The sequence below is a fragment of the Nocardia asiatica NBRC 100129 genome (genome assembly GCF_000308415.1).
Classification (GTDB): domain Bacteria; phylum Actinomycetota; class Actinomycetes; order Mycobacteriales; family Mycobacteriaceae; genus Nocardia; species Nocardia asiatica.
Genome location: NZ_BAFS01000012.1, coordinates 1 through 20,872, shown reverse-complemented (window position 1 = coordinate 20,872; position 20,872 = coordinate 1). Strand labels below are relative to the sequence as shown.

The window sequence follows — 20,872 nt, the reverse complement described above, 5'->3', positions numbered from 1 at the left end:
GACATCTACACCCTCGGTGGCGCGGAGGACTCCGCCCAGCGGCTTGCCACCCGCCATCTGCAGCGTTACCCCGGCTTGCAGCGCGCCGCCGCGAAAGGCGCTCCGGTGCTGGCGATCTGCGCGGCCATCCAGGTGCTCGGCCAGTGGTACGAGACTTCGGCGGGCGAGCGGGTGGACGGTGTGGGAATGATCGACGTCACCACGTCGCCGCAGCACAAGCGCGCCATCGGCGAGGTGACCACCGCACCGCTGCTCGACGGGCTCACCGCGGCGCTCACCGGCTTCGAGAACCACCGGGGCGGAACCAAACTCGGCGGTGCGGCGCACGGCCTGGCCCGCGTCACCCGTGGCGTCGGCAACGGCGTCGGCGACGGACTCGAAGGCGTCGTCCAGGGTTCGGTGATCGGCACCTACATGCACGGTCCGGCGCTGGCGCGCAACCCCGAACTCGCCGACCTGCTGCTGAAGCGCGCCCTCGGCGTCACCGAACTGGCCCCCCTCGAGCTGCCCGAGGTCGACCAGCTGCGCCGGGAACGTCTGCGCGCCTGAGCCGCCGAGCACGCGCCGGGCGAGCACGCGGCCGCGGTGCCATACGCGTTCGTCAACCACCGTATCGCCGGAGCGGAACACCCGCCGAGTACGCGCCGGGCGAACACGCGGCAGCGGTCCCACACACGTTCGTCAACCGCCGCACCCCCGCTCGCTCCGGGCACCTGGCGGCCGCTTGCGAAGCGACGGCCGAAGCGGCGCACGGGCCTGCGCTTTTTCGGCCGCTGCGCAGAGTCGCGTCCGGCACGATCCGAGGACCGCTGCCGTGTTCGGCACGCTCTGGACTGCTGCGGATCAGGCGTCGACCTGGGTGACGTCGACGGAGACGGTGATGGCGCTGTCTTTCGCGTCGGTGTAGATGATGCCGCGCAGCGGGGGGACGTCGGCGTAGTCGCGGCCCCATGCGGCGGTGATGTATCGCTCGTCGCCGAACTGGTCGTTGGTGGGGTCGAGGTCGATCCAGTGGCCCGCGCGGTCGTGACCTGGCACGGCGGGCGTCCACACAGCCGCCCAGGCGTGCGTGGCATCGGCGCCGACCATCCGTTCCTTGCCCGGCGGCGGATCGGTGGCCAGATAGCCGGACACGTACCGGGCGGCGAGGCCCTGCGATCGCAGGCAGGCGACGGCGAGACGCGCGAAGTCCTGACAGACGCCGGCCCTGGCCGCGAACACGTCGGCCACCCGGGTGGACACCGTCGTGGCGCCGGACCGATAGGCGAAGTCGGTGTAGATGCGGGTGTCGAGTTCGGCCACCGCGTCGAGCAGCGGCCGGCCCGGCGGGAAGGATTCGGCCGTGTACGCGACCAGTTCCGGAGTGATCTCCGCCGGGTGCATGTCGAGTGCGAACTCGACCGCGAACGGCCCGTTCGCCCCGGTCGGGCGCGCTTTCTCCCATGGTTCGGCGGCCGGATCACGGATGGGGGCGTCGACCTCGACCAGCGATTCACCGACGACCGTCAGAGCGCGATGCTCGGTGGTGACGTGGAAGTAGGAGGTGATGTTGCCGTAGACGTCCGCGCCGACCGACCGGTCCGACGGCGCGGGGTCGATGCGGATCTCGTGGGCGAGCAGTCGTTGACCCGAAAATTCGCGCGGTGTCAGGTACGCGCGCCCGTACGAACTGGTGACTTCTCCGGAGTAGGCGTACTTGGTGCGATGCTCCACCCGGTAGCGCCGGGCCGGGCTGTCCGGGGCGCTCATTCGACCACCCGCGCGCTGCCCCACAGCGGCTGCATGCCGACCGGGAGCGACAGCGTCGTGGTCTCGAAGGATTCGGAGACCTTGCGCAGACGCAAGTGCACACCCTCCAGCAAGTCGGCCAGTTCGGTGCGCCGGTCTTCCGCGTCGGTGAACTCCAGGTCGTCGGGGTCGAGGCGGCGCAGCATGCGTCGCGCGTCCGCGAGCAGCCGCTGTGGACGCGACGAGCCGGAGGAGCCGGGCAGCGCGTGGAAATCGGCGTGCAGCCGATCCAGCTGATAGGCCAGCGATCGCGGATTGGCGGTGTCGAACAGCAGGAGTTCGGCGACGTTCGAGATCCGCACCGAATCCCGGTGCCGCCGACGGTAACTCACCGAGGACTCGGTGGCGCGCAGCACCCGATCGGTGACTGCCCGCTCGGTGTCCTCCGGGTACTGCTGGGTCAGCGCGGCCGACAGCAACGCGGTCAGGGCCAGCCCGCGCTCGATCCGCTTGCCGATGTCCCTGACGTACCACCCGGTGTCGCGGATCAGCGATTCCCCGTCGATCCCGGACAGTGCGAGCAGTCCGGCCAGGGTCCGTGAGTGCACGTCCGACAACTCCGCCTCGTGATCGTCCACCGCACCCGGATAGCCGGCCAGCGCCCGGTCCACGGCGCCGAGGATCATCCAGGTGTCCGTGGACAGCTGGTCGCGCACGGCCCGCGCGGCATTGCCGTACCGATCGATCGCGAAGGCCAGCGATCCGGGCAGGTCACGGTCGATCGTCAGAGCGACGAGATAGTCGTGTCCTTCGCGGGACGCACCGGTCGGCGCGTCGCTACCCGCTCGTTCGGCGACGGCCTCCACACCAGCCATAGGGGGTGGTCCCGCGCCGGCGCCGGCCACGGCTTCGGCTCTGGCCGCGCCGGAACGATACTCGGACTGCTCTCGATCGCTCTCCCGCCGTCCTCTCGCTTCGGGCGGCTGCGCGGCGGAACTCCCGGCGGCAGACGACGGCTGTGCCGTCTCTTCCGCTGAGCCGTCGGCGCCCGGTAGCGCCGGAACGGCCCCCGGCTCGCGGTCCGCGTATCCGAACGACCCGGCCGCCGAGTGCGCTCGATCGTCGCCGTACTGCGCGACCTGCGCGTCGGCCGAGGGCGCAGGCAGGCCGCGATCGGACGAACTCTGTTGCGGCGCGAAGGCGTGCGCCTGGGGACCGGCCGGTCCCTCGGAAGGCGCGGCGGTGGCGGTGGTCCGGCCGAGCGCCGCCATGAGGACCGGCAACGCCTGCGCGCCCTCCAGCCAAGGGCGATAGCGGAACTCCTGGTAGCACTCGTGGGTGGCGATCAGCAGGCGAGCCGTGTCCTCGGCGCGCTCGCCGTAGCGGCCCATCCAGAACAGGTCGTTGAGCACGCGCGGGGAGCTGACGGCTGCCACGATCGGGGCGGTGCGCCGTTCCACGCGCGGCGGCTCGGTGCTGGTCGCGGCAGCGGCCTGCGGCGCTGCCCGCACCCAGATGTCCTTGGCGGCAACCTTGATCGCGGCGCGTTCGGTCGTGCGCTGCCGCAGCTGGCCGAGCCCACCGGACATCACGGTGTAGCCGCGGCGATGGGCCAGCGAGAACAACCGCATGCCGACCGGAGCGGCGGCGAGCCCGTCGTGATCACGAACGGCGGGCGCGACGGAGAACTGCGCCGGTTGCTGGCCGACCCACTGCCATCCGTGCGCCCCGATCCTGGCCTTCAGCTCGTCGCGCTGCGCCTGGCTCAGCTCGGGGCCGAACAGCGTGGCCCCGTCGACCGCCGAGCGGAGTACCAGCTCGTCCAGATGCGCTATGAGATGGTCTCGCTCCGAGTCGTGCCCGCCCCAATACGACGGCGCACTCTCCAGCAGCAGGTCCTCGCCGAGCAGCGCACGCGAAAGACCTGGCAGGAAACCCGCAAGCGCGGGATTCTCCAGCAATCCGCTGCCGAGCGTGTTCACCACCGTCACCGCCCCGCGCCGCAGCACCTCGACCAGTCCGACCACGCCCAGCCGCGAATCCGGCCGCAGGTCCAGCGGATCGGAGAACTCCGCGTCCACCCGGCGCAGCACCACGTCCACCCGTTTCAGCGTGCCGAGCGACCGCATCCACAGCGCACCGTCCCGCACCACCAGGTCCGCGCTCTCCACCAGGGGAAAACCCAGAACGGAGGCGAGATACGCCTGATCGAAAGCCGTCTCGGAGTGCACGCCGGGGCTGAGCACCACGACCACCGGCTCGTCGTCGTCGGCCTGCGCCGATTCGATCAGCATCGAGCGCATGGCCCTGGCGAAGGGCGTCAGCGGGCGAGGATTGGCGTGCTCGAACGACTCCGGGATCGCGGTCGACACCACCCGGCGATCCGCCAGCGCGTATCCGGCCCCGGACGGCGCCTGCGCCCAGTCCGCGAGCACCCGGAACCGCCCGTCGCTCCAGCGGCTGAGGTCGCAGGCGTGCAGGAAGAGCTGATGCCGCCCCGGCACGGTGATGCCGTGGGCGGCCCGGACGTAGCCGCGATGGCCGAACACCGCCTCCGGTGCGAGCAACCCCGAGCCGACCGTCCTGCGTGGGCCGTAGACATCGGTGAGCAGCTCGTCGAGCACGCGGGAGCGCTGTTCCAGCCCCGCTTCCAGCCGGATCCAATCGTCGGCGGCCACCAGCAGGGGAATCGGATCGAGACGCCACGGCGACGGCGCGGCGGCGTCGGCCGACGCGCCCGCCTCGAGATAGCTGATGCCGTCGTCGTCGATCAGCCTGCGCACCCGGCTGTCCAGCTTGCCGAGGCCGTTCGCGCCGAGTTCGGCGAAGTCGGCGGACAGCTCCGACCAGACCCGGCGCACGTTGCCGTCGGCGTCGACCAGTTCGTCGTGGTAACCCGGAACCGGCTTACCGCATTCGTCATACGCGGCGGTCTCGGCGCCCTCCGCGCGGTACCGCGTGAAGTGCTCGCGCACGGTCGTTCCGGTCGCGGTCTCCCGCGGCTCGTCGCGCAACGTCACCGGCCGACCTCACTTCCGCCGCATCCGTGCCCACCGATCGCCGAGGATTTCCCAAGCCATGGCGATCGCTCGCGCCCGACGCATCCAGCGGTGGGCTGTGCGGACATTTTCGCACGTAGCCGGGCTCAATTCGGTCGATCCGGCAGTGTCTCCGCAGCAGCGACCACTGATTGCTGTGAGATTGCCAAAGCGCCGAAAACAGGCGACACACGGGCCGGGATCCCACCGCACCCGCCGCGGCGGTGGTATCACCGAATGACGACAACGATCTCTCCAGGAGGTCATATGCGTACACCAGTTTGTTCATCCTGCGAATCGGCATTCGACCACTGCCACGGAACGCTGATCGTGCACGCGAGCCGGATGGCCGAATGCACCGACGAGCACTGCCTCGATCTCGCCCATGCCCGGCACGCTTTCGTCCTCGATTGCCGGGATCTCGCGGGCGGCTGCCGGTGCACCGACGACGACACGGTCCGCCGACGCGCCTGAACGGTTCCGTACCCTGGCCCGGTGAGCTATGACCACGTGTTGCTGCCGTCCGGTGTCGCGTCGTCGATCGCGGAGGTCGACGCCTACCTGAGCACCCAGCAGGGCGTCCCCGAGTCGGAGACGGTAGCCGCGATCGCGGCCGAACTGAACAGACGCAACGCGGAGTTGCCCGAAGAGGACAACTTTCTCAGCACCGTGCCGGTGGGCGGCGCCGCCACCGGCGCGGCGCTGTACGTATCGTGCCCCTACGACGCGATCGGCTTCGTGCGCCACCTGCTGTTCGAACTCGCGACGCCGCTGAACTACGCCGTCTACGATCCGCAGCTGGCCTGGTTGATCGATCCGGCCGGGCACGTGCGGGCCACCGTCACGCACGGCGGCGCGGGCGAGTTCCCCTACCTGACCGAAGCGCTCATCCATCAATGGATTCCGGAGTTGAGCACGCCCAACCCGTACCTGGTCGTCGAGCGCGGTGAGCAGTTCTATATCCAGACCTACCGGGAGAACTCCGGCGGTTACACGCTCGAATATCGGGACGGCTCCCCCGCCGAGCACTTCGGCACCGCCGTTCCCGACGCCGCCACGGTGGCCGCGCTCATCTGGGACTGGGCCAACGACGACCGCACCCGTTTCCCCGGCCTCCCCTGGTCCCGCGTCGACCTCTGATTCCCGGTCACTGGTTCTGCACGGCCAACCGGCCCGCCAGCGCGAGGAACGAGGCGCCGAAAACCCGGCGCGTCCAGGTGACGACGGCGGGCCGGGAGACGACCTGGTTGCGGACGGCGGCCGCACAGACGCCGTAGACCGCGAACACCACGAACGTCGCCAGCATGAAGATGCCGCTCAGTTCGAGCATGCGCGCCAGCGCGTCCGGCGCGCCACTGGGCACGAACTGCGGTAGGAACGCGAAGAAGAAGATGGTCAGCTTGGGATTGAGGAGGTTCAGCAGTACCGCCGAGGCGATCACCTTCCGCACCGAGGGCGCGGTATGCCCGGTCTGCTCGGGCACCGCGAGCGCACCCTTGTCTCGGAAAGTACTCCAGGCCATATACACCAGGTAGGCGACGCCGAGATACTTCAGCGTCTGGAACGCGACCGCGCTCGCATCGAGCAGCGCGGCCAGACCAGTGATCGCCGCCACGAGGTGCGGGACGGTGCCGAGCGTACAGCCGAAAGCGGCGGTCACCGCGGCCCGCGCGCCGCGAGACAGCCCGGCGGCCAGCGTGAACAGCACACCGGTGCCGGGGGTCGCGACGATGACGAGCGTCGTCAGCGCGAATTCGATGCTCATCCCCGACACGGTAACCCAGGTCCGGCGCGGCGCGATCCCGTTCGCGGGGAGGGGTTTCCCGAGGCTAGAGCGCGCGCCGTCCGGACAGCGCGCGGCCGAGGGTCAGCTCGTCGGCGAACTCGAGGTCACCGCCCATCGGCAAGCCCGAAGCCAGTCTGGTCACGCTCAGGCCGGGGAAGTCGCGCAGCATCCGGACCAGGTAGGTGGCGGTGGCTTCGCCTTCGGTGTTCGGGTCGGTCGCGATGATCACCTCGCTGACGTCGACGCCGTCCTCCTGGTTTCCGATGCGCGCCAGCAATTCCCGGATCCGCAGCTGGTCGGGGCCGATGCCGCTGAGCGGATCGAGCGCGCCGCCGAGCACGTGATAGCGACCGCGGAACTCCCTGGTGCGCTCGATGGCCTGCACGTCCTTCGGCTCCTCGACGACGCAGATCATGCTCCGGTCCCGGCGCGGGTCGGCGCAGATCCGGCACATCTCACCGTCGGAGACCGTCCCGCAGGTGACGCAGAACTGCACACCGTCGCGAACCTTCTGCAGCGCGGCCTGCAACCGATCGATCTCCGGCGGCTCCACCTGGAGCAGGTGGAAGGCGATGCGCTGCGCGCTCTTCGGACCGACGCCGGGCAGCTTGCCCAGCTCATCGATCAGATCCTGGACCGGCCCCTCGTACAACTGCTGCCTCGGCTCAGAAACCTGGCAGCGAACCGCCGCCGAGGCCACCGGACAGCGGTCCGAGCCGTTCCGCGGCGATGCGCTGGGCGTTGGCCATCGCGTCGTTGACCGCGCCGATCACCAGATCCTGCAGGGTCTCGACGTCGTCGGGGTCGACGGCCTTCGGGTCGATGGTCAGCGAGACCACCTCGCCGCTGGCCTTGATGGTGACCTTGACCAGCCCGCCACCCGCCGCGCCGTCCACTTCGGTCGCCGCGATATCGGCCTGGGCTTCCATCACCGCCTGCTGCATCTGCTGCGCCTGGGCGAGCAACTGTTGCATGTCGAACTGACCACCTGGCTGCACGGGAGGATCCTCTCTGGAGAAGGTGTCATCGGCCAGCCTAGTCCTGCCGCACCGGGCTTCCGGCGCGGCCCGACGCTCCGGCGCCCACGGCGCATGGCTGATAACAGGTTGGGTAGTTCCGGTGGAGATCGGGCATGCGCCCCTTACCATCGACACCGGTTCGAAGACCGGTGTGCAAATCTGGAGACAATGATGATCGCAGTTCGTGCACGTTTCCTGAGCACGCTGGTGCTCGCGCTCGGCGTCCCGGGCATTCTTCTCGGCGCCGGTCCGGTGTCCGCGGACACGGAGATCATCGACTCGCCGGAAGTGATCGATGCGCAAGAGGTCATCGATGTCGAGCCCACGCCGGCCTTCGCCGATTACGGCAGCGGCTGCGTCCTCTATCCGGGTGACAAGGCCGCGACCATCGATTCGCTGCGATTCCGCTGCTCGGCCGAACAGCAGGACGCCATCTTCCGCGACGCGCCGCTGGGCGCCGTTCCGACCGGCGTGAAAGCGGGCTGGGTGACGCGCCCGCCGGTCATGCAGACCATCGCGCCCCCGCTGTGGATCGGCAAGACCTTCTACACCGGCCCCGACGGCGGCTACCTGATGAACCGTCTCACCGGCGCGGGTATCGAGGGCTGGCGCGCCGACGTCTACGCGGCGCCCGCGCTGACCGACGGACAGCCGGCCTGGGCACTCGACTACACCCCCTCCCCGACGCCGCCGGTCTACGACGAGATCCGCGAGGTCACCCCGGGTGTCTGGTTCGGCTACTCCTGGTGGCGCGGCGCGTTCCAGACCACCCTGCTGCTGACCTTCGCTCTCGGCTGAACCCGGCGGTCGTTGACCCTCCCGTCGCTGGAGGGTGTTGGCTGGTGCCATGACAGCGATCGTCCCCATCGGGGAGTTCTCCAGGCTGAGCCATCTCAGCGTGAAGACGCTGCGCTACTACCACGAGATCGACCTGCTCGCTCCGGTCGACATCGACGCGAATTCCGGCTATCGGCGGTACTCGACGGCGCAGGTGGCGCAGGCCCAATTGATCCGGCGGCTGCGCGAACTGGACATGCCGGTCCAGGAGATCCGCGCCGTGCTGACCGCGCCGGACGACGGCGCCCGCGACGCCGCGCTGCGCGCGCATCTGGAGCGCATGGAGGCGGAGCTGATCCGCACCCGCGCGGTCGTGGCGTCGTTGCGTTCACTGCTGACGCCCTCGGCCCCGATCACCGTGGAGTACCGCGTGGTCGCGGCGTTCCCGGCCGCGGCGCTGCGGGCGGTGGTGGCGCGCGAGCACATCGGCGAGTGGTGCGGGACGGCGTTCCGGATGCTGTACGAGGCCCTCGGCGCGGCGGGCGTCGCGCCCGCGGGTGTCGGCGGCGCCACCTACGGCACCGACTTCTTCGAAGAGGACCAGGGCGAGGTGGTCGCGTTCGTTCCGGTCGCCGACGCCGGCATCGTTTTGCCCGCAGAGCTTTCCGTCGTCGAACTGCCCGCGCGCCGGTTCGCCGTCACCGTGCACGACGGCCCGTTCGACGATTTCGACCGCACCTACGGCGCACTGGGCAGTCATGTCGCCGAACACGACATCGCGCTGCCGGAGCCGATCCGCGAGCTGTACCTGCTGGGTCCGGACGAGTCCGACGATCCCGCCGCCTACCGGACCGAAGTGTGCTGGCCTATCGCCCAGCCGTGAACACCCCCCGTGAACAAGGAGAATATCCATGACGCTCTCGATCGCCCACGTCACCATTGATTGCGAGAATGCGAGCGCTCTCGCCGATTTCTGGTCGCGGCTGCTGGAGACGCCGGTCGACCCCGAGCCGAGCCGGGAGTTCGCCACCGTCGGCCGTGACGCGGGCGCCGCGCCGGTGCTGATGTTCATCCGGGTGCACGACAAGAACCCGGGCAAGAACGTCATCCACTTGGACCTGCACGCGTCCGACCGCGACGAGCAGGTCGGACGCGCGATCGATCTCGGTGCGAAGCACGTCGGCGACTTCGACGAATGGGGCACGCGCTGGACGACGCTGGCCGACCCGGAAGGCAACCTCTTCGACATCGCGGCCGAGTAGGCCGCGCACCGGAACTCGACCGCGGCGACGGCTCGGGCCGTCGCCGCGGTCGCCCGATCAGGCCAGCTCGCGCTGCAGGTTCGCGAGCATCTCCGCCTGGATCTTCTTCAGGCCCAGCGGCGCGAAGATGCCCTCGAAGATGCCCTTGACCCCGCCCGCGCCCTTCCAGGTGGTGCGCAGCGTGACCCGCGCGCCCGCGCCCTCCGGGGTGACGGTCCAGGTGTTCACCAGCGTCGAATTCGAGTCGCGCTCGGTGACAATGGAATCCGATACCGAAACGACCGCGTGCACGTTACGCGAGCGCTTCTCGGTCGCCTGCAACGTCCACTCCGCGACGGTGCCCGCGCCCTTGCCCCCTTCGACCACCTTGTAGTCGCGGTAATGCGAGGTGAGAATGCGCGGGCGCACGGTGTCGTAGTCGGCGATGGCCTGCAGCGTGCGCTGCGGATCCGCCGTCACGTCGATCGAACTGCTGGCGCTGACCTGTCCCACTATGTGCTCCTTGTCCGGATGCGGTGTCTCGACGGATCTCCATCCTGCCCTGTCCGCGCCGCGGGAAAGCGCGGAGGGCACGGGCGTGTGGCGAACTACTCCAGACAATTCGGTATTCCATTTCGCAACATATGCGTGACATTTCTCCACCAGCGCGCCCTCGCGGTGGCCGCGCCGTATCGTCCGTACTAGCGTCGAGGGGTGGCAGTGAGTCTGTTGGGGAAGGCCGGACACGCACCGGCCGCACGCGAATCAGGATTTGCCGCGCATCGAGCGGGCGTGGACCGCCTATTGGCGAGTTACCGCGCCATACCCGAGCACGCCAATGTCCGCTTGGCGAAGAAAACCTCGAATCTTTTCCGCGCCAGGGCCGCGAGCACCGCGCCCGGCCTCGACGTCTCCGGACTGACCCGGGTCATCGCGGTCGACCCGGTCGCCAAGACGGCCGACGTCGCCGGGATGACCACCTACGAGGAGCTGGTGGCCGCCACCCTCCCGTACGGGCTGGCGCCGCTGGTCGTTCCGCAGCTCAAGACGATCACGCTGGGCGGCGCGGTCACCGGTCTCGGCATCGAGTCCACCTCGTTCCGCAACGGCCTGCCGCACGAGTCCGTGCTGGAGATGGACGTGCTGACCGGCGCGGGCGAGATACTCACCGTGACGCCGGACAACGAGTACGCCGACCTGTTCCGGGGTTTCCCGAACTCCTACGGCACGCTGGGCTACACCGTCCGGCTGAAGATCGAGCTGGAGGAGATCCAGCCGTACGTCGCTCTGCGACACGTGCGGTTTCGCGATTTGCGGGAGCTGGAGGAGACCCTCGCCGCGATCGTCAAGGATCGCACCTATGCGGGCGAGCCGGTCGACTACCTCGACGGCGTGGTGTTCTCCGCCGCGGAGAGCTATCTGACACTGGGCCGCCGGACCGACGAGCCGGGCCCGGTCAGCGACTACACCGGGATGGACATCTACTACCGGTCCATCCAGCACGACGGCGGCGAGCCCAAGCGCGACCGCCTGACCATCCACGACTACCTGTGGCGCTGGGACACCGACTGGTTCTGGTGCTCCCGCGCGTTCGGCGCGCAGAATCCGAAGATCCGCCGATTCTGGCCGAAACGCTATCGGCGCAGCAGTTTCTATTGGAAACTCGTGGCGCTGGACCACAAATACGACATCGGCGACAAACTGGAGGCCCGCAAGGGCAATCCGCCACGGGAGCGGGTCGTGCAGGACATCGAGGTGCCGGTGGACCGTACCGCCGACTTCGTGGAATGGTTCCTGCGCGAGATCCCCATCGAGCCGATCTGGCTGTGCCCGCTACGTTTGCGCGACACCGGCGAGGCGGCCCGCCCGGCCGAACGCCCTTGGCCGCTGTACCCCCTGGAGCCGGACCGAACCTACGTCAATGTCGGATTCTGGTCGGCCGTGCCCACTGTTCCCGGGCAGCAAGAAGGCGCGGCCAACCGCGCCATCGAACGCACGGTGACCGACTTCGACGGTCATAAGTCGCTGTACTCGGATTCCTTCTACGGCAAGGATGAGTTCGCGGCGCTCTACGGCGGAAACAGCTACACCGAACTCAAGAAACGCTACGACCCGAACCAGCGCCTGCTGGATTTGTATTCGAAGGCGGTGCAACGCAAATGACGACATTCAAGGACCGCTCCGATGTCTTCGCGGACCTCGGAACCAAGCTCAGCATTGCCGAGATCTTCGAGACCCTCGTCGAGGGCGAAGTGCCGATCCGGTTGACGGCCTATGACGGCAGCGCGACCGGGCCGGAGGATTCGAAGTTCGCGCTGGACATCCGGACGCCGCGCGGCATCAACTATCTCGCGACCGCCCCCGGCGATCTGGGCATGGCCCGCGCCTACATCGCCGGTGACATGACCGTCACCGGCGTGCACCCGGGCGATCCCTACGAAATCCTGAAGGCGCTGGACGGGCTGAAGTTCCGCCGTCCGTCCGCGCTGGCACTGGTGACCATCGCACGCTCGCTCGGCTGGGAGCGGCTCAAGCCGGTCGCCCCGCCGCCGCAGGAGACCCTGCCGCGCTGGCGGCGCATCGCCTTCGAGGGCCTGCGCCACTCCAAGACGCGCGACGCCGAGGCCATCCATCATCACTACGACGTCTCGAACGCCTTCTACGAGTACGTCCTCGGCCCATCGATGACCTACACCTGCGCGGCTTACGGCGACCGGAACTGGTCGCTGGAGCAGGCCCAGGAGAACAAATACCGGCTGGTGTTCGAAAAACTGGGTCTGAAGGAAGGCGACCGGCTACTCGACATCGGCTGCGGATGGGGCGGCATGGTGCGCTATGCGGCCAAGCGCGGGGTCAAGGTGATCGGCGCGACGCTTTCGGCGGAGCAGGCGGACTGGGCGCAGAAGAAGATCGCCGAGGAAGGCCTGGCCGAGTTGGCCGAGGTGCGCCATTCCGACTATCGCGACGTGCCCGAGGGCGAGTTCGACGCGGTGTCCTCGATCGGGCTCACCGAACACATCGGGGTGCACAACTATCCGTTCTATTTCGACTACATCAAAGGCAAGCTGCGCGACGGCGGCCTGTTCCTGAATCACTGCATCACCCGCCCCGACAACACCCGCACCACCAAGGCGGGCGATTTCATCGACCGCTACGTGTTCCCGGACGGTGAGTTGATCGGTTCCGGCCGGATCATCTCCGAGATCCAGAACATCGGGCTCGAGGTGCTGCACGAGGAGAACCTGCGCGAGCACTACGCCCTGACCCTGCACGAATGGTGCAAGAACCTGGTCGCCAACTGGGACGCCTGCGTCGCGGAGGTCGGCGAGGGCACCGCGAAGGTGTGGGGCCTGTACATGGCGGGGTGCCGCCTCGGCTTCCAGCGCAACGTGGTTCAGCTGCACCAGGTGCTCGGCGTCAAACTGCCTGCCGACGGCGCCTGGACCGTGCCGCTGCGCCCCTGGTGGCAGCCGTAGGCGGATCGCCTCAGAAGACCTGCCCGCCCGCCCCGTCCAGGAGTTCGTCCAGGAACCGGGCGGGCAGTTCGGTGTCGCCGACCTGCGCTGGAGCGGGCAGGTCGGCGCGCAGCACCCGCAGGATGCCGACCACGCCGGGACCCGCGTCCAGCAGCGGCCTGGTCCAGCCGAGGTCGGCGCAGGTCGCCAGGGAGGGCAGCAGCAGGTTGGTCGCCTCGCCGACCCAGCCTGCCGCGGCCAGGCATTCCGCGAGCAGCAGCGCCGCGTCCAGCTGCGCGCGCGGGCGGTGCTTTTCCCGGGTGTGGTCGTGTAGGGCGCGGGCGCGCCGCACCGCTCGGTCGTCGGAGCCGAGCCGGCGTTCGGCGAGCAGCGCGCGGATCGCGGCGAGTTCCTCGGCCTCGGCGGTGAGCAGGGCGGCGCCGGTCAACCGATGCCCGGCCTGCAGCGGCGTGGATTCGCTCAGATCGGTATACCGGCGATCCGCGGCCTCCGTCGGCATGCCGAGGCGCAGCCGTTCCGCCCGGATGTGCGCGGCCAGCCGGGCCAGCCGGTTGTCGGCCGCGATGCGCGCGCCCTCCTCCAGCCGGGTGGCGGCGGTGTACAGGTCGCCGCGAACCGCCTTGACGCGGGCGCCGACGACGAAGGTGGAGATCAGGAAGTCGACCGGGCCGATCCGGGTGACCAACTGGTGACTCTCGTCCAGCAACCGGTCGGCGGCATCCAGATCGCCACGGCGGTAGTTCATCTCGCCGAGCAGTGCGGCGGCCACCCGCACCGCGTGCGAGCGCGGGCCCGAGCGCTCGCGCGCGGACTCCCACGCCTGCTGGAAGCTACGGGTGGCGGTGGCGACGTCGAGCTGCTCATAGGCGGCCGCGCCCCGGCCGCAGCGGCCGAAGACCAAGCCGAGCGGGTCCTTGGAGCGCTCGTGATATTCCTCCGCCCATTCCTGTATCTTCCTGGCGCCCTCGAAGTCGAACTCGCACAGGCGCACGAAGCTGGTCAGATTCGCCGCGGTGGAGACCGTCCACGCGGGTAGGTCGTCGGGCTGGCGCAGGCAGTCGGCGACTCGGGCCGCCGCGCCCTCGGTGCGGTCGCGCGCGATCTGGTCCAGGGCCGCGAGCACCGCCGCCTGGCAGCGCTGCACGCGCACGTCGTCGTCGCCGGACGAGCCGCGAGCCAGAACGTTGGACAGCCTGCCCAGCGCGTTGCGCGCCGCGCCGGACTGCTGCAGGTTGACGTTCGCCCTGGCCACCGCCATCAGCAGCTTCGAGCGCGAGGCCACCTGCTGCATCGGCAATTTCGACACGCTGCCCAGCAGGGTGGCCAGCCGGGAACCGTCGATCAGGTCCATCCCGCCGCTCTCGAGCAGGTCCAACGCCATCTTCAGATCGGTCGCGGCCAGCGCGTGGTCGACCGACTTGCGCAGCAACTGATGCTCGGCATACCAGCGCGAAGCCTTGCGGTGCAGCGACTTCAGCTTCCCCGGATGGACGCGCTCGAGCCGGGTCCGCAAGTGCTCGGCGAACAGCGGCTGCATCCGGAACCACTCCGGGTCGTGCTCGATGCGCCGGAGGAACAGCTCACGCTGCTCCGCCTGCTCGAGCAACTGTTCGGCGTCCGACTCCCCGGACAGCGCCGCGGCGAGCGAGCCGCACACCCGCTCGGTCACCGCGATCGACATCAGGAACTCGAGTATCCTCGGTTCCAGCGTGTCCAGCACGTTCTCGGCGAGGTATTCGCGGATGCCGTGGTTGCCCTCCGACAGCGTGGCGATCAGCTGCGCGGGGTCGGCGTTGCCGCGCAGCGACAGCCCGACCAGCTGGATGGCGGCGGGCCAGCCGTCGGTGGCGGTGTGGATCTCGGTCACCTGCTCGGGGGTGAGATCGAATCCGTTGCGCTCCACCAGGATCTGCCGGGTTTCCGCCTCGGTCAGGCGCAACGCGGCCGAGCCGATCTCCACCAGTTCGTCGTGCACGCGCATCCGGCTCGTCGGCAGGCCGGACTGCTCCCGGCTGGTCACGACGAAACGCAAGTGGTGGCAACCGTTGTCCAGCAGAGCTTCCATCGCGCGATGCGCGCCCGCGTCGGTGATGCGATGCCAGTCCTCGACGATCACCACGACCGTCTTGCCCGCGGCGTGGATCTCGTCGATGAGGGTGGGGATCACGAACGCGGCGGCATCGGCGGGCCGTTCCTCCAGCACCTGGTCCAGACCGTCGCCGACGTCCGGGTGCACCCGGCGGATCGCCTGGATCAGGTGGGCCAGGAACCAGATCTCGTTGTCGTCGTCACGGTCGACGCCGAGCCAGGCGATTACGGCGTCGCCTTCGGCGAGCTCGGCACGCCACTGCGCGGCCAGCGTGCTCTTGCCGAATCCCGCAGGAGCGTGGATCACCGCCAGCCTGCGCCGCCCACCGCCGCGCAGGGTCTCCAGCAGCCGTGGCCGCGGTATCGGCTGCCGAGTGGGCGTCGGGGGACGGAATTTGGTCACGGCCGTCGGCGGCGGCGTCATCGTGGACGAATGCTGCGAGACGACGGGCCGCAGCGTCAACGGCCAGCTGCGCCGCGCCGTGACGGCGGGACGGGAGCCGGTCCACGCGAGGGTCGGCTCGCCGACGGCGGTCGAGGTCGTCGCCTCGGACTCGGTGTCCAGCAGCGCCATCTCGTCCGGCAACTGATCGTGGCCGCGCTGCACCGCGCGCAGCATCTCGCCGAACTCGTAGGCGCTGGCCGGGCGATCTCGCGGGCTCGGCGACATGGCCTGTTCGATGACCGTGGCCACATCCGGCGGAATGTCCTGTTCGCGCAGGTCGGGCACCGGCTGCGTGGTGATCCGCAGGAATTGCGCGACCACCCGTTCACCCGCTTGCCGCTCGAAGGCGGCGTGCCCGGTGAGCAAGGCGAACAACGTCGAACCGAGCCCGTAGACGTCGGAGCGGATGGTCGGCTCGTCGCCTTTGAGCACCTCCGGTGCGGTGAACGCGGGCGACCCGGTGATCATGCTGCTGGAGGTGCGGAACCCGCCCGGGATGCGGGCGATGCCGAAATCGGTCAGCTGCGGCTCGCCGTAGCCGCTGAGCAGGACGTTCGCCGGTTTCACGTCCCGGTGCAGGATGTGGGCGCGGTGCGCGCTCTCGATCGCCCCCGCCAGCTTCACCCCGGCGCGCAGCGAGTCCGCCCAAGTCAAGGGGCCTTGATCGCGGATCAGCTTTTCCAGCGACCCGTGGGTGCAGTACGGCATGACGATGAGAGGCATGCCGGTCGCCGTCACGTCCACCTGCAGGATGTCGACGATGTTCGGATGACCGGACAGCCTGCCCATGGCTTGTTCCTCGCGCAGGAACCGCTCCCGGCTCTCCGGGTCGATCTCCGACGAGAGCACCTTCACCGCGACCACCCGATCCAAGGCGGTCTGGACGCAGCGATACACCACCCCGAACCCGCCCCGGCCGATCTCCACCGCACCCGACAGACCCATCGCCTCGAGTTCGTCGGCGATGGCGAGGGGCGCCTGGCGCTGCGTATGCGATTCGGCCGCCGGAGATTCGGGACGCACCCGGCCCGAACGCGTCTGTGGATTCATGTGATCACCTCGAACTCACATCGAATCGGCGACATCGGCGACCAACTCCGCGCCGACCCCGGACGCGGTGTCCGATATGTCTGCGCATACTCCAACGTAGCGCGGTGCGCGAGCACGCGGGAGATCTTTCCGAACAGGAACCTTCGTGTCGGCGGTTCGGGCGTTTCGCGCCGCTCAGCGCTGCCGCCCGGGCTCGTGACCACCGCCGCGCCAGGTTCACGCACAGGGGTACCCCATCGTGAACTCCGCCCACCCGGCTCATCGAGACAATTCGTCTCAGCATTTCAGGGGCGGTTCCGGCAGTTGATCAACCGGGCAGCGCGAGGTGACTGTTCGACCGCGGTGTCCGCCGCAGACCCGCCCGTCGCGCTAGGCGAGGGCGAGGGTGATGACCTGGGTGACCTGGCGGCTGTCGAAATTGTCGTCGCTGACCAGAACCAGGGTTCGTTCACCGGAAGGCAGCCGGGGACCCCAGGTCATGCCCTCGACGTTGTCGATGGCGGAGAGCCCGAAGTCGTCGAGGTCGATCAGCAGACGTTTCGCCACCGGCCGCGCGGCGCCGATCGGAGCGTCGAGGATGTTGGACGCGGCGCTCAGATCGGCTTCGTAGACGCGGATCTTGTTGGCCGTCCCCGGGGAAAAGGACCGTTCCAGCACAAGCACTTTCGTGGGATCGAGCGGATCGGCGGCGAGGAGGGAAGCGATACCGTTCCCACCGCGGCCGGGCTCGGGGCGGGACTCGGCGAAGACCGGCTCCATCGGATAGGCGTACTGGGCGAGCAGGGAGCCGGATCGGGCCTGGACGGTGATCCGCGCGAGCGCGCCACTGGTCGTGGTCGCCGCAGGCCCGTCCGGGAGCAGCGGTCCTTCCGTGGCGGTCACGAACAGCGCGCCCGCGGCGAGGAAGCTCGCCGCCTCCAGCGCTTGGTTCTGCCGTGGGCCCGAGCCGGGGCGGGTTCGCTCGTTCTCCGGGATCGGCAGCTCACCGGCGTACGAGCCGTCCGGGTGCGTGACCCGCACCGAGGGGTCCGCGAGCGCAGCGCCGTCCCGCTCGCCTTCTTGCGTCCAGTAGTAGTCGCCGGTCCACGGGTCGACCCGGATCTCCTCCGGATCCACCGACATAGCAGCGTAGGGGGCACCCGTAGCGGTCAGCAGCGGCCGGGTGCCGGTGAACGTGACCGGTCCGACTCCGCGCTCGCCGACCGCCATGCGCGCGGTGTAGTAGCGCGCGGGGCCCTTGCTCGACCGATCGTCGCTGATCAGCACGAATTCATCAGTTCGTGCCGAGTAATCGATCCCGGAGAGTCCGCCCACGGTGGTGCCCTGGAAGTCCAGGCCCGATGCGATCACTTGCTCACCCAGCAAGCGCACCGACGGCGCCGCCACGGGATCGGCGGCGGCCGCCGGGGCCGTGGCGAGCGCGAGGGCCAAACTGGTGATCAGGACATGACGACTGCGTCTGCGCACGACTGTCAACCTATCCGTCCGAACGGACGCCAAGGTGACGGCCCGGAGAACGACGGAAGCCCGCCACCGCGAAAAGCGGTGGCGGGCTTCGTTGTCGCGCTACAGCGCGAGACTACTTGCGCAGCGAGGCCGGGACCTCGAAGCGCTCGCCGTAGTTCTTGGCGAGGTAGTCGGCGCGTTCCACGAAGGCCTCCTGGCCACCCGGGTAACCGACGATGAACTGGTGCACACCACCGGTCCAGGCCGGGAAGCCGATGCCGAAGATCGAGCCGATGTTGGCGTCGGCGGTGGAGGTGAGCACGCCCTCGTCGAAGCACTTCTGGGTCTCGATCGCCTCCGCGAACAGCATGCGGTCGATCAGATCCTGCAGCGGCACACCGAAGTCCGCCGTGGTCTTGAAGTGCTCGCGCAGGCCCGGCCACAGACCGGTGCGCTTGCCGTTCTCGTCGTACTCGTAGAAGCCCGCCTTCTCCAGGCGGCCCGGGCGACCCTCGGCCACCATGTAGTCGATGACGTCCTGCGCCGGGTGCCGCTTGCTGCCGAGGGTGGTGTCGCCGGACTGGGCGGCTTCCTCGGTCTCCTTGGCGATCTTCTGCATGAGCTTCATGTTCAGCTCGTCCGACAGCTGCAGCGGCGCGGCCGGGTAGCCCGCCTGCAGACCGGCCTGCTCGATGGTGGCGGGCTCGATGCCCTCCTTGAGCATGGCGATCGCCTCGTTGACGAAGGTGCCGATGACGCGCGAGGTGAAGAAGCCGCGGCTGTCGTTGACGACGATCGGGGTCTTCTTGATCGCGAGGGTGTAGTCGAACACCCGGGCCAGCGCCTCGTCCGAGGTCTTCTCACCCTTGATGATCTCCACCAGCGGCATCTTGTCGACCGGCGAGAAGAAGTGGATGCCGATGAAGTCCTCCTGGCGCTTCACGCCGGTCGCCAGACCGGTGATCGGCAGGGTGGAGGTGTTCGAGCCCAGCAGCGCGTCGGGAGTGACGATGTCCTCGATCTCCTGGAACACCTTGTGCTTGAGCTCGGTGTTCTCGAAGACGGCCTCGATGACGAAGTCGACGCCGGCGAAGTCGGCCGCGTCCGCGGTCGGCTTGATCCGGTCCAGCAGCGCCTTGGACTTCTCCTCGGTGGTCTTGCCCCGCGAGAGCGCCTTGGCCTCGATCTTCTCGGAGTAGTTCTTGCCGCGCTCGGCCGCCTCGATCGAGACGTCCTTGAGCACGACCTCGTAGCCGGCCTTCGCGGAGACGTAGGCGATGCCCGCGCCCATCATGCCCGCGCCGAGCACGCCGACCTTCTTGATCTCCTTCTTCGGCACGTCCTTCGGCCGCGAACCACCGTTGTTGATGGTCTGCAGGTCGAAGAAGAACGCCTGGATCATGTTCTTCGCGACCGGGCCGGTGAGCAGGTTCACGAAGTAGCGCGACTCGATCAGCGACGCGTTGTCGATGTCGACCTGCGAGCCCTCGACCGCGGCCGACATGATGGCGCGTGGCGCGGGCATGTTCGCGCCCTTGATCTGCTTGCGCAGGTTGGCCGGGAACGCGGGCAGGTTCGCCGCGAAGGCCGGGGAGGACGGGGTCCCGCCGGGGATCTTGAAGCCCTTCTTGTCCCAGGGCTGCACACCGGCTTCGGGGTTGGCCTTGATCCACGCCTTGGCCGCGGGGACCAGCTCCTCGATCGAACCGACGAGCTCGTCGATCAGGCCGATCTCCTTGGCCTTGGCCGGCTTGTTGCGCTGGCCCTGTAGCAGCACCTGCATCAGGGCGTTCTGCAGGCCGAGCATGCGCACGGTGCGGATGATGCCGCCGCCCGCGGGCAGCAGGCCGAGGGTGGCCTCCGGCAGACCGATCTGCGAACCCGGCACGTCCGCGGCGATGCGGTGGTGGGTGGCCAGCGCGATCTCCAGGCCGCCGCCGAGCGCGGCGCCGTTGATGGCGGCCACGACCGGCTTGCCCAGCTGCTCCAGGCGACGCAGGGCGCTCTTGATCTCGGCGAGCTCGTCCATCAGCGCCTGGGCGTCGTCCGGGCCGACCTTCATCATGTTCTTCAGGTCGCCGCCGGCGAAGAAGGTCTTCTTCGCCGAGGTCAGCACCACACCGGTGATGGAGTCCTTCTCGGCCTCCAGTCGATCGACGGTGGCCGTCATCGACTTCTTGTACAGCTCGTTCATCGTGTTGGCGCCCTGGTTCGGGTCGTCCATCGTCAGCACGACGATGCCGTCCGAATCCTGCTCCCAACCGATCATGTTGGTTTCGCTCACAGCTCTGTGTCTCCTAGGTGAATTAGCGGCGTTCGCGGCCCTGCGTGGTTGCGAGGCGGCCGCTTCCGGGCCGGACGCTCACGCCGCCGTGAATCTCAGCTGTCGGTTGGGGTCAGACCCGCTCGATGATGGTCGCCACGCCCATGCCGCCGCCGATGCACAGGGTGACCAGCGCGTAGCGGCCGTTGCGGCGCTCCAGTTCGTCGACCATGGTGCCGGTGATCATCGCGCCGGTCGCGCCCAGCGGGTGGCCCATCGCGATCGCGCCACCGTTGACGTTCAGCTTCTCGTCCGGGATGTTCAGATCCTTCTGGAACTTCAGCACCACGGAGGCGAACGCCTCGTTGATCTCGACCAGGTCGATCTCGTCGAGCGTCAGACCCGCCTTGGCCAGCACCTTCTTGGCGGCCGGGGTCGGACCGGTGAGCATGATGGTGGAGTCGGCGCCGCTGGTGGCGGTCGCGACGACGCGCGCACGCGGCGTCAGGCCGGAG

17 protein-coding genes and 1 pseudogene are annotated in these 20,872 nt (G+C 68.9%); 8 read left to right on the top strand and 10 right to left on the bottom strand.

The window, feature by feature from the left end; translation table 11 throughout:
- The coding region (locus ON27_RS01560; protein WP_043718212.1) for a type 1 glutamine amidotransferase at nucleotides 1-549 on the top strand (549 nt) is incomplete at its 5' end.
- Nucleotides 550-843: 294 nt separating this feature from the next.
- Here ON27_RS01560 and ON27_RS01555 read toward each other — a convergent pair.
- Nucleotides 844-1,749 carry a transglutaminase family protein gene (locus ON27_RS01555; protein ID WP_043718208.1) on the bottom strand — a complete coding sequence of 302 codons (906 nt, stop codon included), beginning with the start codon at nucleotides 1,747-1,749 and terminating at the stop codon, nucleotides 844-846.
- Entirely contained in the window at nucleotides 1,746-4,742 is a 2,997-nt protein-coding gene (locus ON27_RS01550) for a circularly permuted type 2 ATP-grasp protein (RefSeq protein ID WP_083887324.1), read from the bottom strand. Before ON27_RS01550 ends, ON27_RS01555 begins: the two co-directional genes overlap by 4 nt.
- 291 nt (nucleotides 4,743-5,033) lie before the next feature.
- Here ON27_RS01550 and ON27_RS01545 point away from each other — a divergent pair, with 291 nt between their 5' ends.
- Together ON27_RS01545 and ON27_RS01540 are read left to right on the top strand one after the other, a co-directional pair.
- On the top strand, nucleotides 5,034-5,240 hold the full coding sequence (locus ON27_RS01545) for a hypothetical protein (RefSeq protein WP_043718206.1): 207 nt from the start codon (nucleotides 5,034-5,036) through the stop codon (nucleotides 5,238-5,240).
- 21 nt (nucleotides 5,241-5,261) lie between these two features.
- Nucleotides 5,262-5,906 (top strand): hypothetical protein, encoded by a 645-nt coding sequence (locus ON27_RS01540; RefSeq protein ID WP_043718204.1) that lies wholly within the window; start codon nucleotides 5,262-5,264, stop codon nucleotides 5,904-5,906.
- A gap of 7 nt (nucleotides 5,907-5,913) precedes the next feature.
- Here ON27_RS01540 and ON27_RS01535 read toward each other — a convergent pair whose 3' ends face one another.
- From ON27_RS01535 to ON27_RS01525, 3 genes are all read right to left on the bottom strand, one after another.
- Nucleotides 5,914-6,531, bottom strand: coding sequence for a LysE family translocator (locus ON27_RS01535; protein WP_043718200.1), 618 nt, complete (start codon nucleotides 6,529-6,531; stop codon nucleotides 5,914-5,916).
- Nucleotides 6,532-6,595: 64 nt separating this feature from the next.
- Nucleotides 6,596-7,204, bottom strand: a complete 609-nt coding sequence (gene recR, locus ON27_RS01530) for a recombination mediator RecR (protein WP_043718197.1) — start codon at nucleotides 7,202-7,204, stop codon at nucleotides 6,596-6,598.
- Between the two features lie 13 nt (nucleotides 7,205-7,217).
- Nucleotides 7,218-7,550 (bottom strand): YbaB/EbfC family nucleoid-associated protein, encoded by a 333-nt coding sequence (locus tag ON27_RS01525; RefSeq protein ID WP_063711262.1) that lies wholly within the window; start codon nucleotides 7,548-7,550, stop codon nucleotides 7,218-7,220.
- Nucleotides 7,551-7,742: 192 nt separating this feature from the next.
- Here ON27_RS01525 and ON27_RS01520 point away from each other — a divergent pair, with 192 nt between their 5' ends.
- Genes ON27_RS01520 through ON27_RS01510 form a run of 3 tightly spaced genes read left to right on the top strand, consistent with a single transcriptional unit; the run spans nucleotide 7,743 to nucleotide 9,610 of the window.
- The gene (locus tag ON27_RS01520; RefSeq protein WP_043718223.1) at nucleotides 7,743-8,369 is read left to right on the top strand and encodes a hypothetical protein; all 627 of its coding nucleotides are present in this window, start codon (nucleotides 7,743-7,745) and stop codon (nucleotides 8,367-8,369) included.
- A 49-nt stretch (nucleotides 8,370-8,418) separates the two neighbouring features.
- On the top strand, nucleotides 8,419-9,231 hold the full coding sequence (locus ON27_RS01515) for a MerR family transcriptional regulator (protein ID WP_051046120.1): 813 nt from the start codon (nucleotides 8,419-8,421) through the stop codon (nucleotides 9,229-9,231).
- 28 nt (nucleotides 9,232-9,259) lie between these two features.
- A complete protein-coding gene (locus tag ON27_RS01510) occupies nucleotides 9,260-9,610 on the top strand; it encodes a VOC family protein (protein ID WP_043718192.1) in 351 nt (116 codons plus the stop codon).
- Nucleotides 9,611-9,667: 57 nt separating this feature from the next.
- Here the strand turns inward: ON27_RS01510 and ON27_RS01505 are convergent, their stop codons facing one another.
- The gene (locus tag ON27_RS01505) at nucleotides 9,668-10,102 is read right to left on the bottom strand and encodes an SRPBCC family protein (RefSeq protein WP_043718190.1); all 435 of its coding nucleotides are present in this window, start codon (nucleotides 10,100-10,102) and stop codon (nucleotides 9,668-9,670) included.
- Nucleotides 10,103-10,309: 207 nt separating this feature from the next.
- On the opposite strand from ON27_RS01505, the gene ON27_RS01500 reads away from it, so the two are divergent.
- Both ON27_RS01500 and ON27_RS01495 read left to right on the top strand, forming a co-directional pair.
- Nucleotides 10,310-11,752, top strand: coding sequence for an FAD-binding oxidoreductase (locus ON27_RS01500; RefSeq protein ID WP_051046119.1), 1,443 nt, complete (start codon nucleotides 10,310-10,312; stop codon nucleotides 11,750-11,752).
- Nucleotides 11,749-13,065 carry a class I SAM-dependent methyltransferase gene (locus ON27_RS01495; protein WP_043718188.1) on the top strand — a complete coding sequence of 439 codons (1,317 nt, stop codon included), beginning with the start codon at nucleotides 11,749-11,751 and terminating at the stop codon, nucleotides 13,063-13,065. The genes ON27_RS01500 and ON27_RS01495 overlap by 4 nt, the downstream gene beginning before the upstream one ends.
- A 10-nt stretch (nucleotides 13,066-13,075) precedes the next feature.
- Here ON27_RS01495 and ON27_RS01490 read toward each other — a convergent pair whose 3' ends face one another.
- From ON27_RS01490 to ON27_RS01475, 4 genes and pseudogenes are all read right to left on the bottom strand, one after another.
- Complete coding sequence (locus ON27_RS01490; protein WP_043718186.1) at nucleotides 13,076-16,648, bottom strand: serine/threonine-protein kinase; 3,573 nt, start codon at nucleotides 16,646-16,648, stop codon at nucleotides 13,076-13,078.
- 369 nt (nucleotides 16,649-17,017) lie between these two features.
- Entirely contained in the window at nucleotides 17,018-18,115 is a 1,098-nt protein-coding gene (locus ON27_RS01485; RefSeq protein WP_051046118.1) for an esterase-like activity of phytase family protein, read from the bottom strand.
- A 112-nt stretch (nucleotides 18,116-18,227) separates the two neighbouring features.
- Nucleotides 18,228-20,378 carry a 3-hydroxyacyl-CoA dehydrogenase NAD-binding domain-containing protein gene (locus ON27_RS01480; protein ID WP_043718184.1) on the bottom strand — a complete coding sequence of 717 codons (2,151 nt, stop codon included), beginning with the start codon at nucleotides 20,376-20,378 and terminating at the stop codon, nucleotides 18,228-18,230.
- Nucleotides 20,379-20,490: 112 nt separating this feature from the next.
- Nucleotides 20,491-20,872, bottom strand: a pseudogene (locus ON27_RS01475) (acetyl-CoA C-acyltransferase); the annotation flags it as partial.

Coding starts and splice junctions, on each gene's coding strand:
- ON27_RS01510 (WP_043718192.1), top strand. CDS start 9,260: ATGACGCTCTCGATCGCCCACGTCACCATTGATTGCGAGAATGCGAGC.
- ON27_RS01495 (WP_043718188.1), top strand. CDS start 11,749: ATGACGACATTCAAGGACCGCTCCGATGTCTTCGCGGACCTCGGAACC.
- ON27_RS01490 (WP_043718186.1), bottom strand. CDS start 16,648: ATGAATCCACAGACGCGTTCGGGCCGGGTGCGTCCCGAATCTCCGGCG.
- ON27_RS01545 (WP_043718206.1), top strand. CDS start 5,034: ATGCGTACACCAGTTTGTTCATCCTGCGAATCGGCATTCGACCACTGC.
- ON27_RS01555 (WP_043718208.1), bottom strand. CDS start 1,749: ATGAGCGCCCCGGACAGCCCGGCCCGGCGCTACCGGGTGGAGCATCGC.
- ON27_RS01535 (WP_043718200.1), bottom strand. CDS start 6,531: ATGAGCATCGAATTCGCGCTGACGACGCTCGTCATCGTCGCGACCCCC.
- ON27_RS01515 (WP_051046120.1), top strand. CDS start 8,419: ATGACAGCGATCGTCCCCATCGGGGAGTTCTCCAGGCTGAGCCATCTC.
- ON27_RS01520 (WP_043718223.1), top strand. CDS start 7,743: ATGATCGCAGTTCGTGCACGTTTCCTGAGCACGCTGGTGCTCGCGCTC.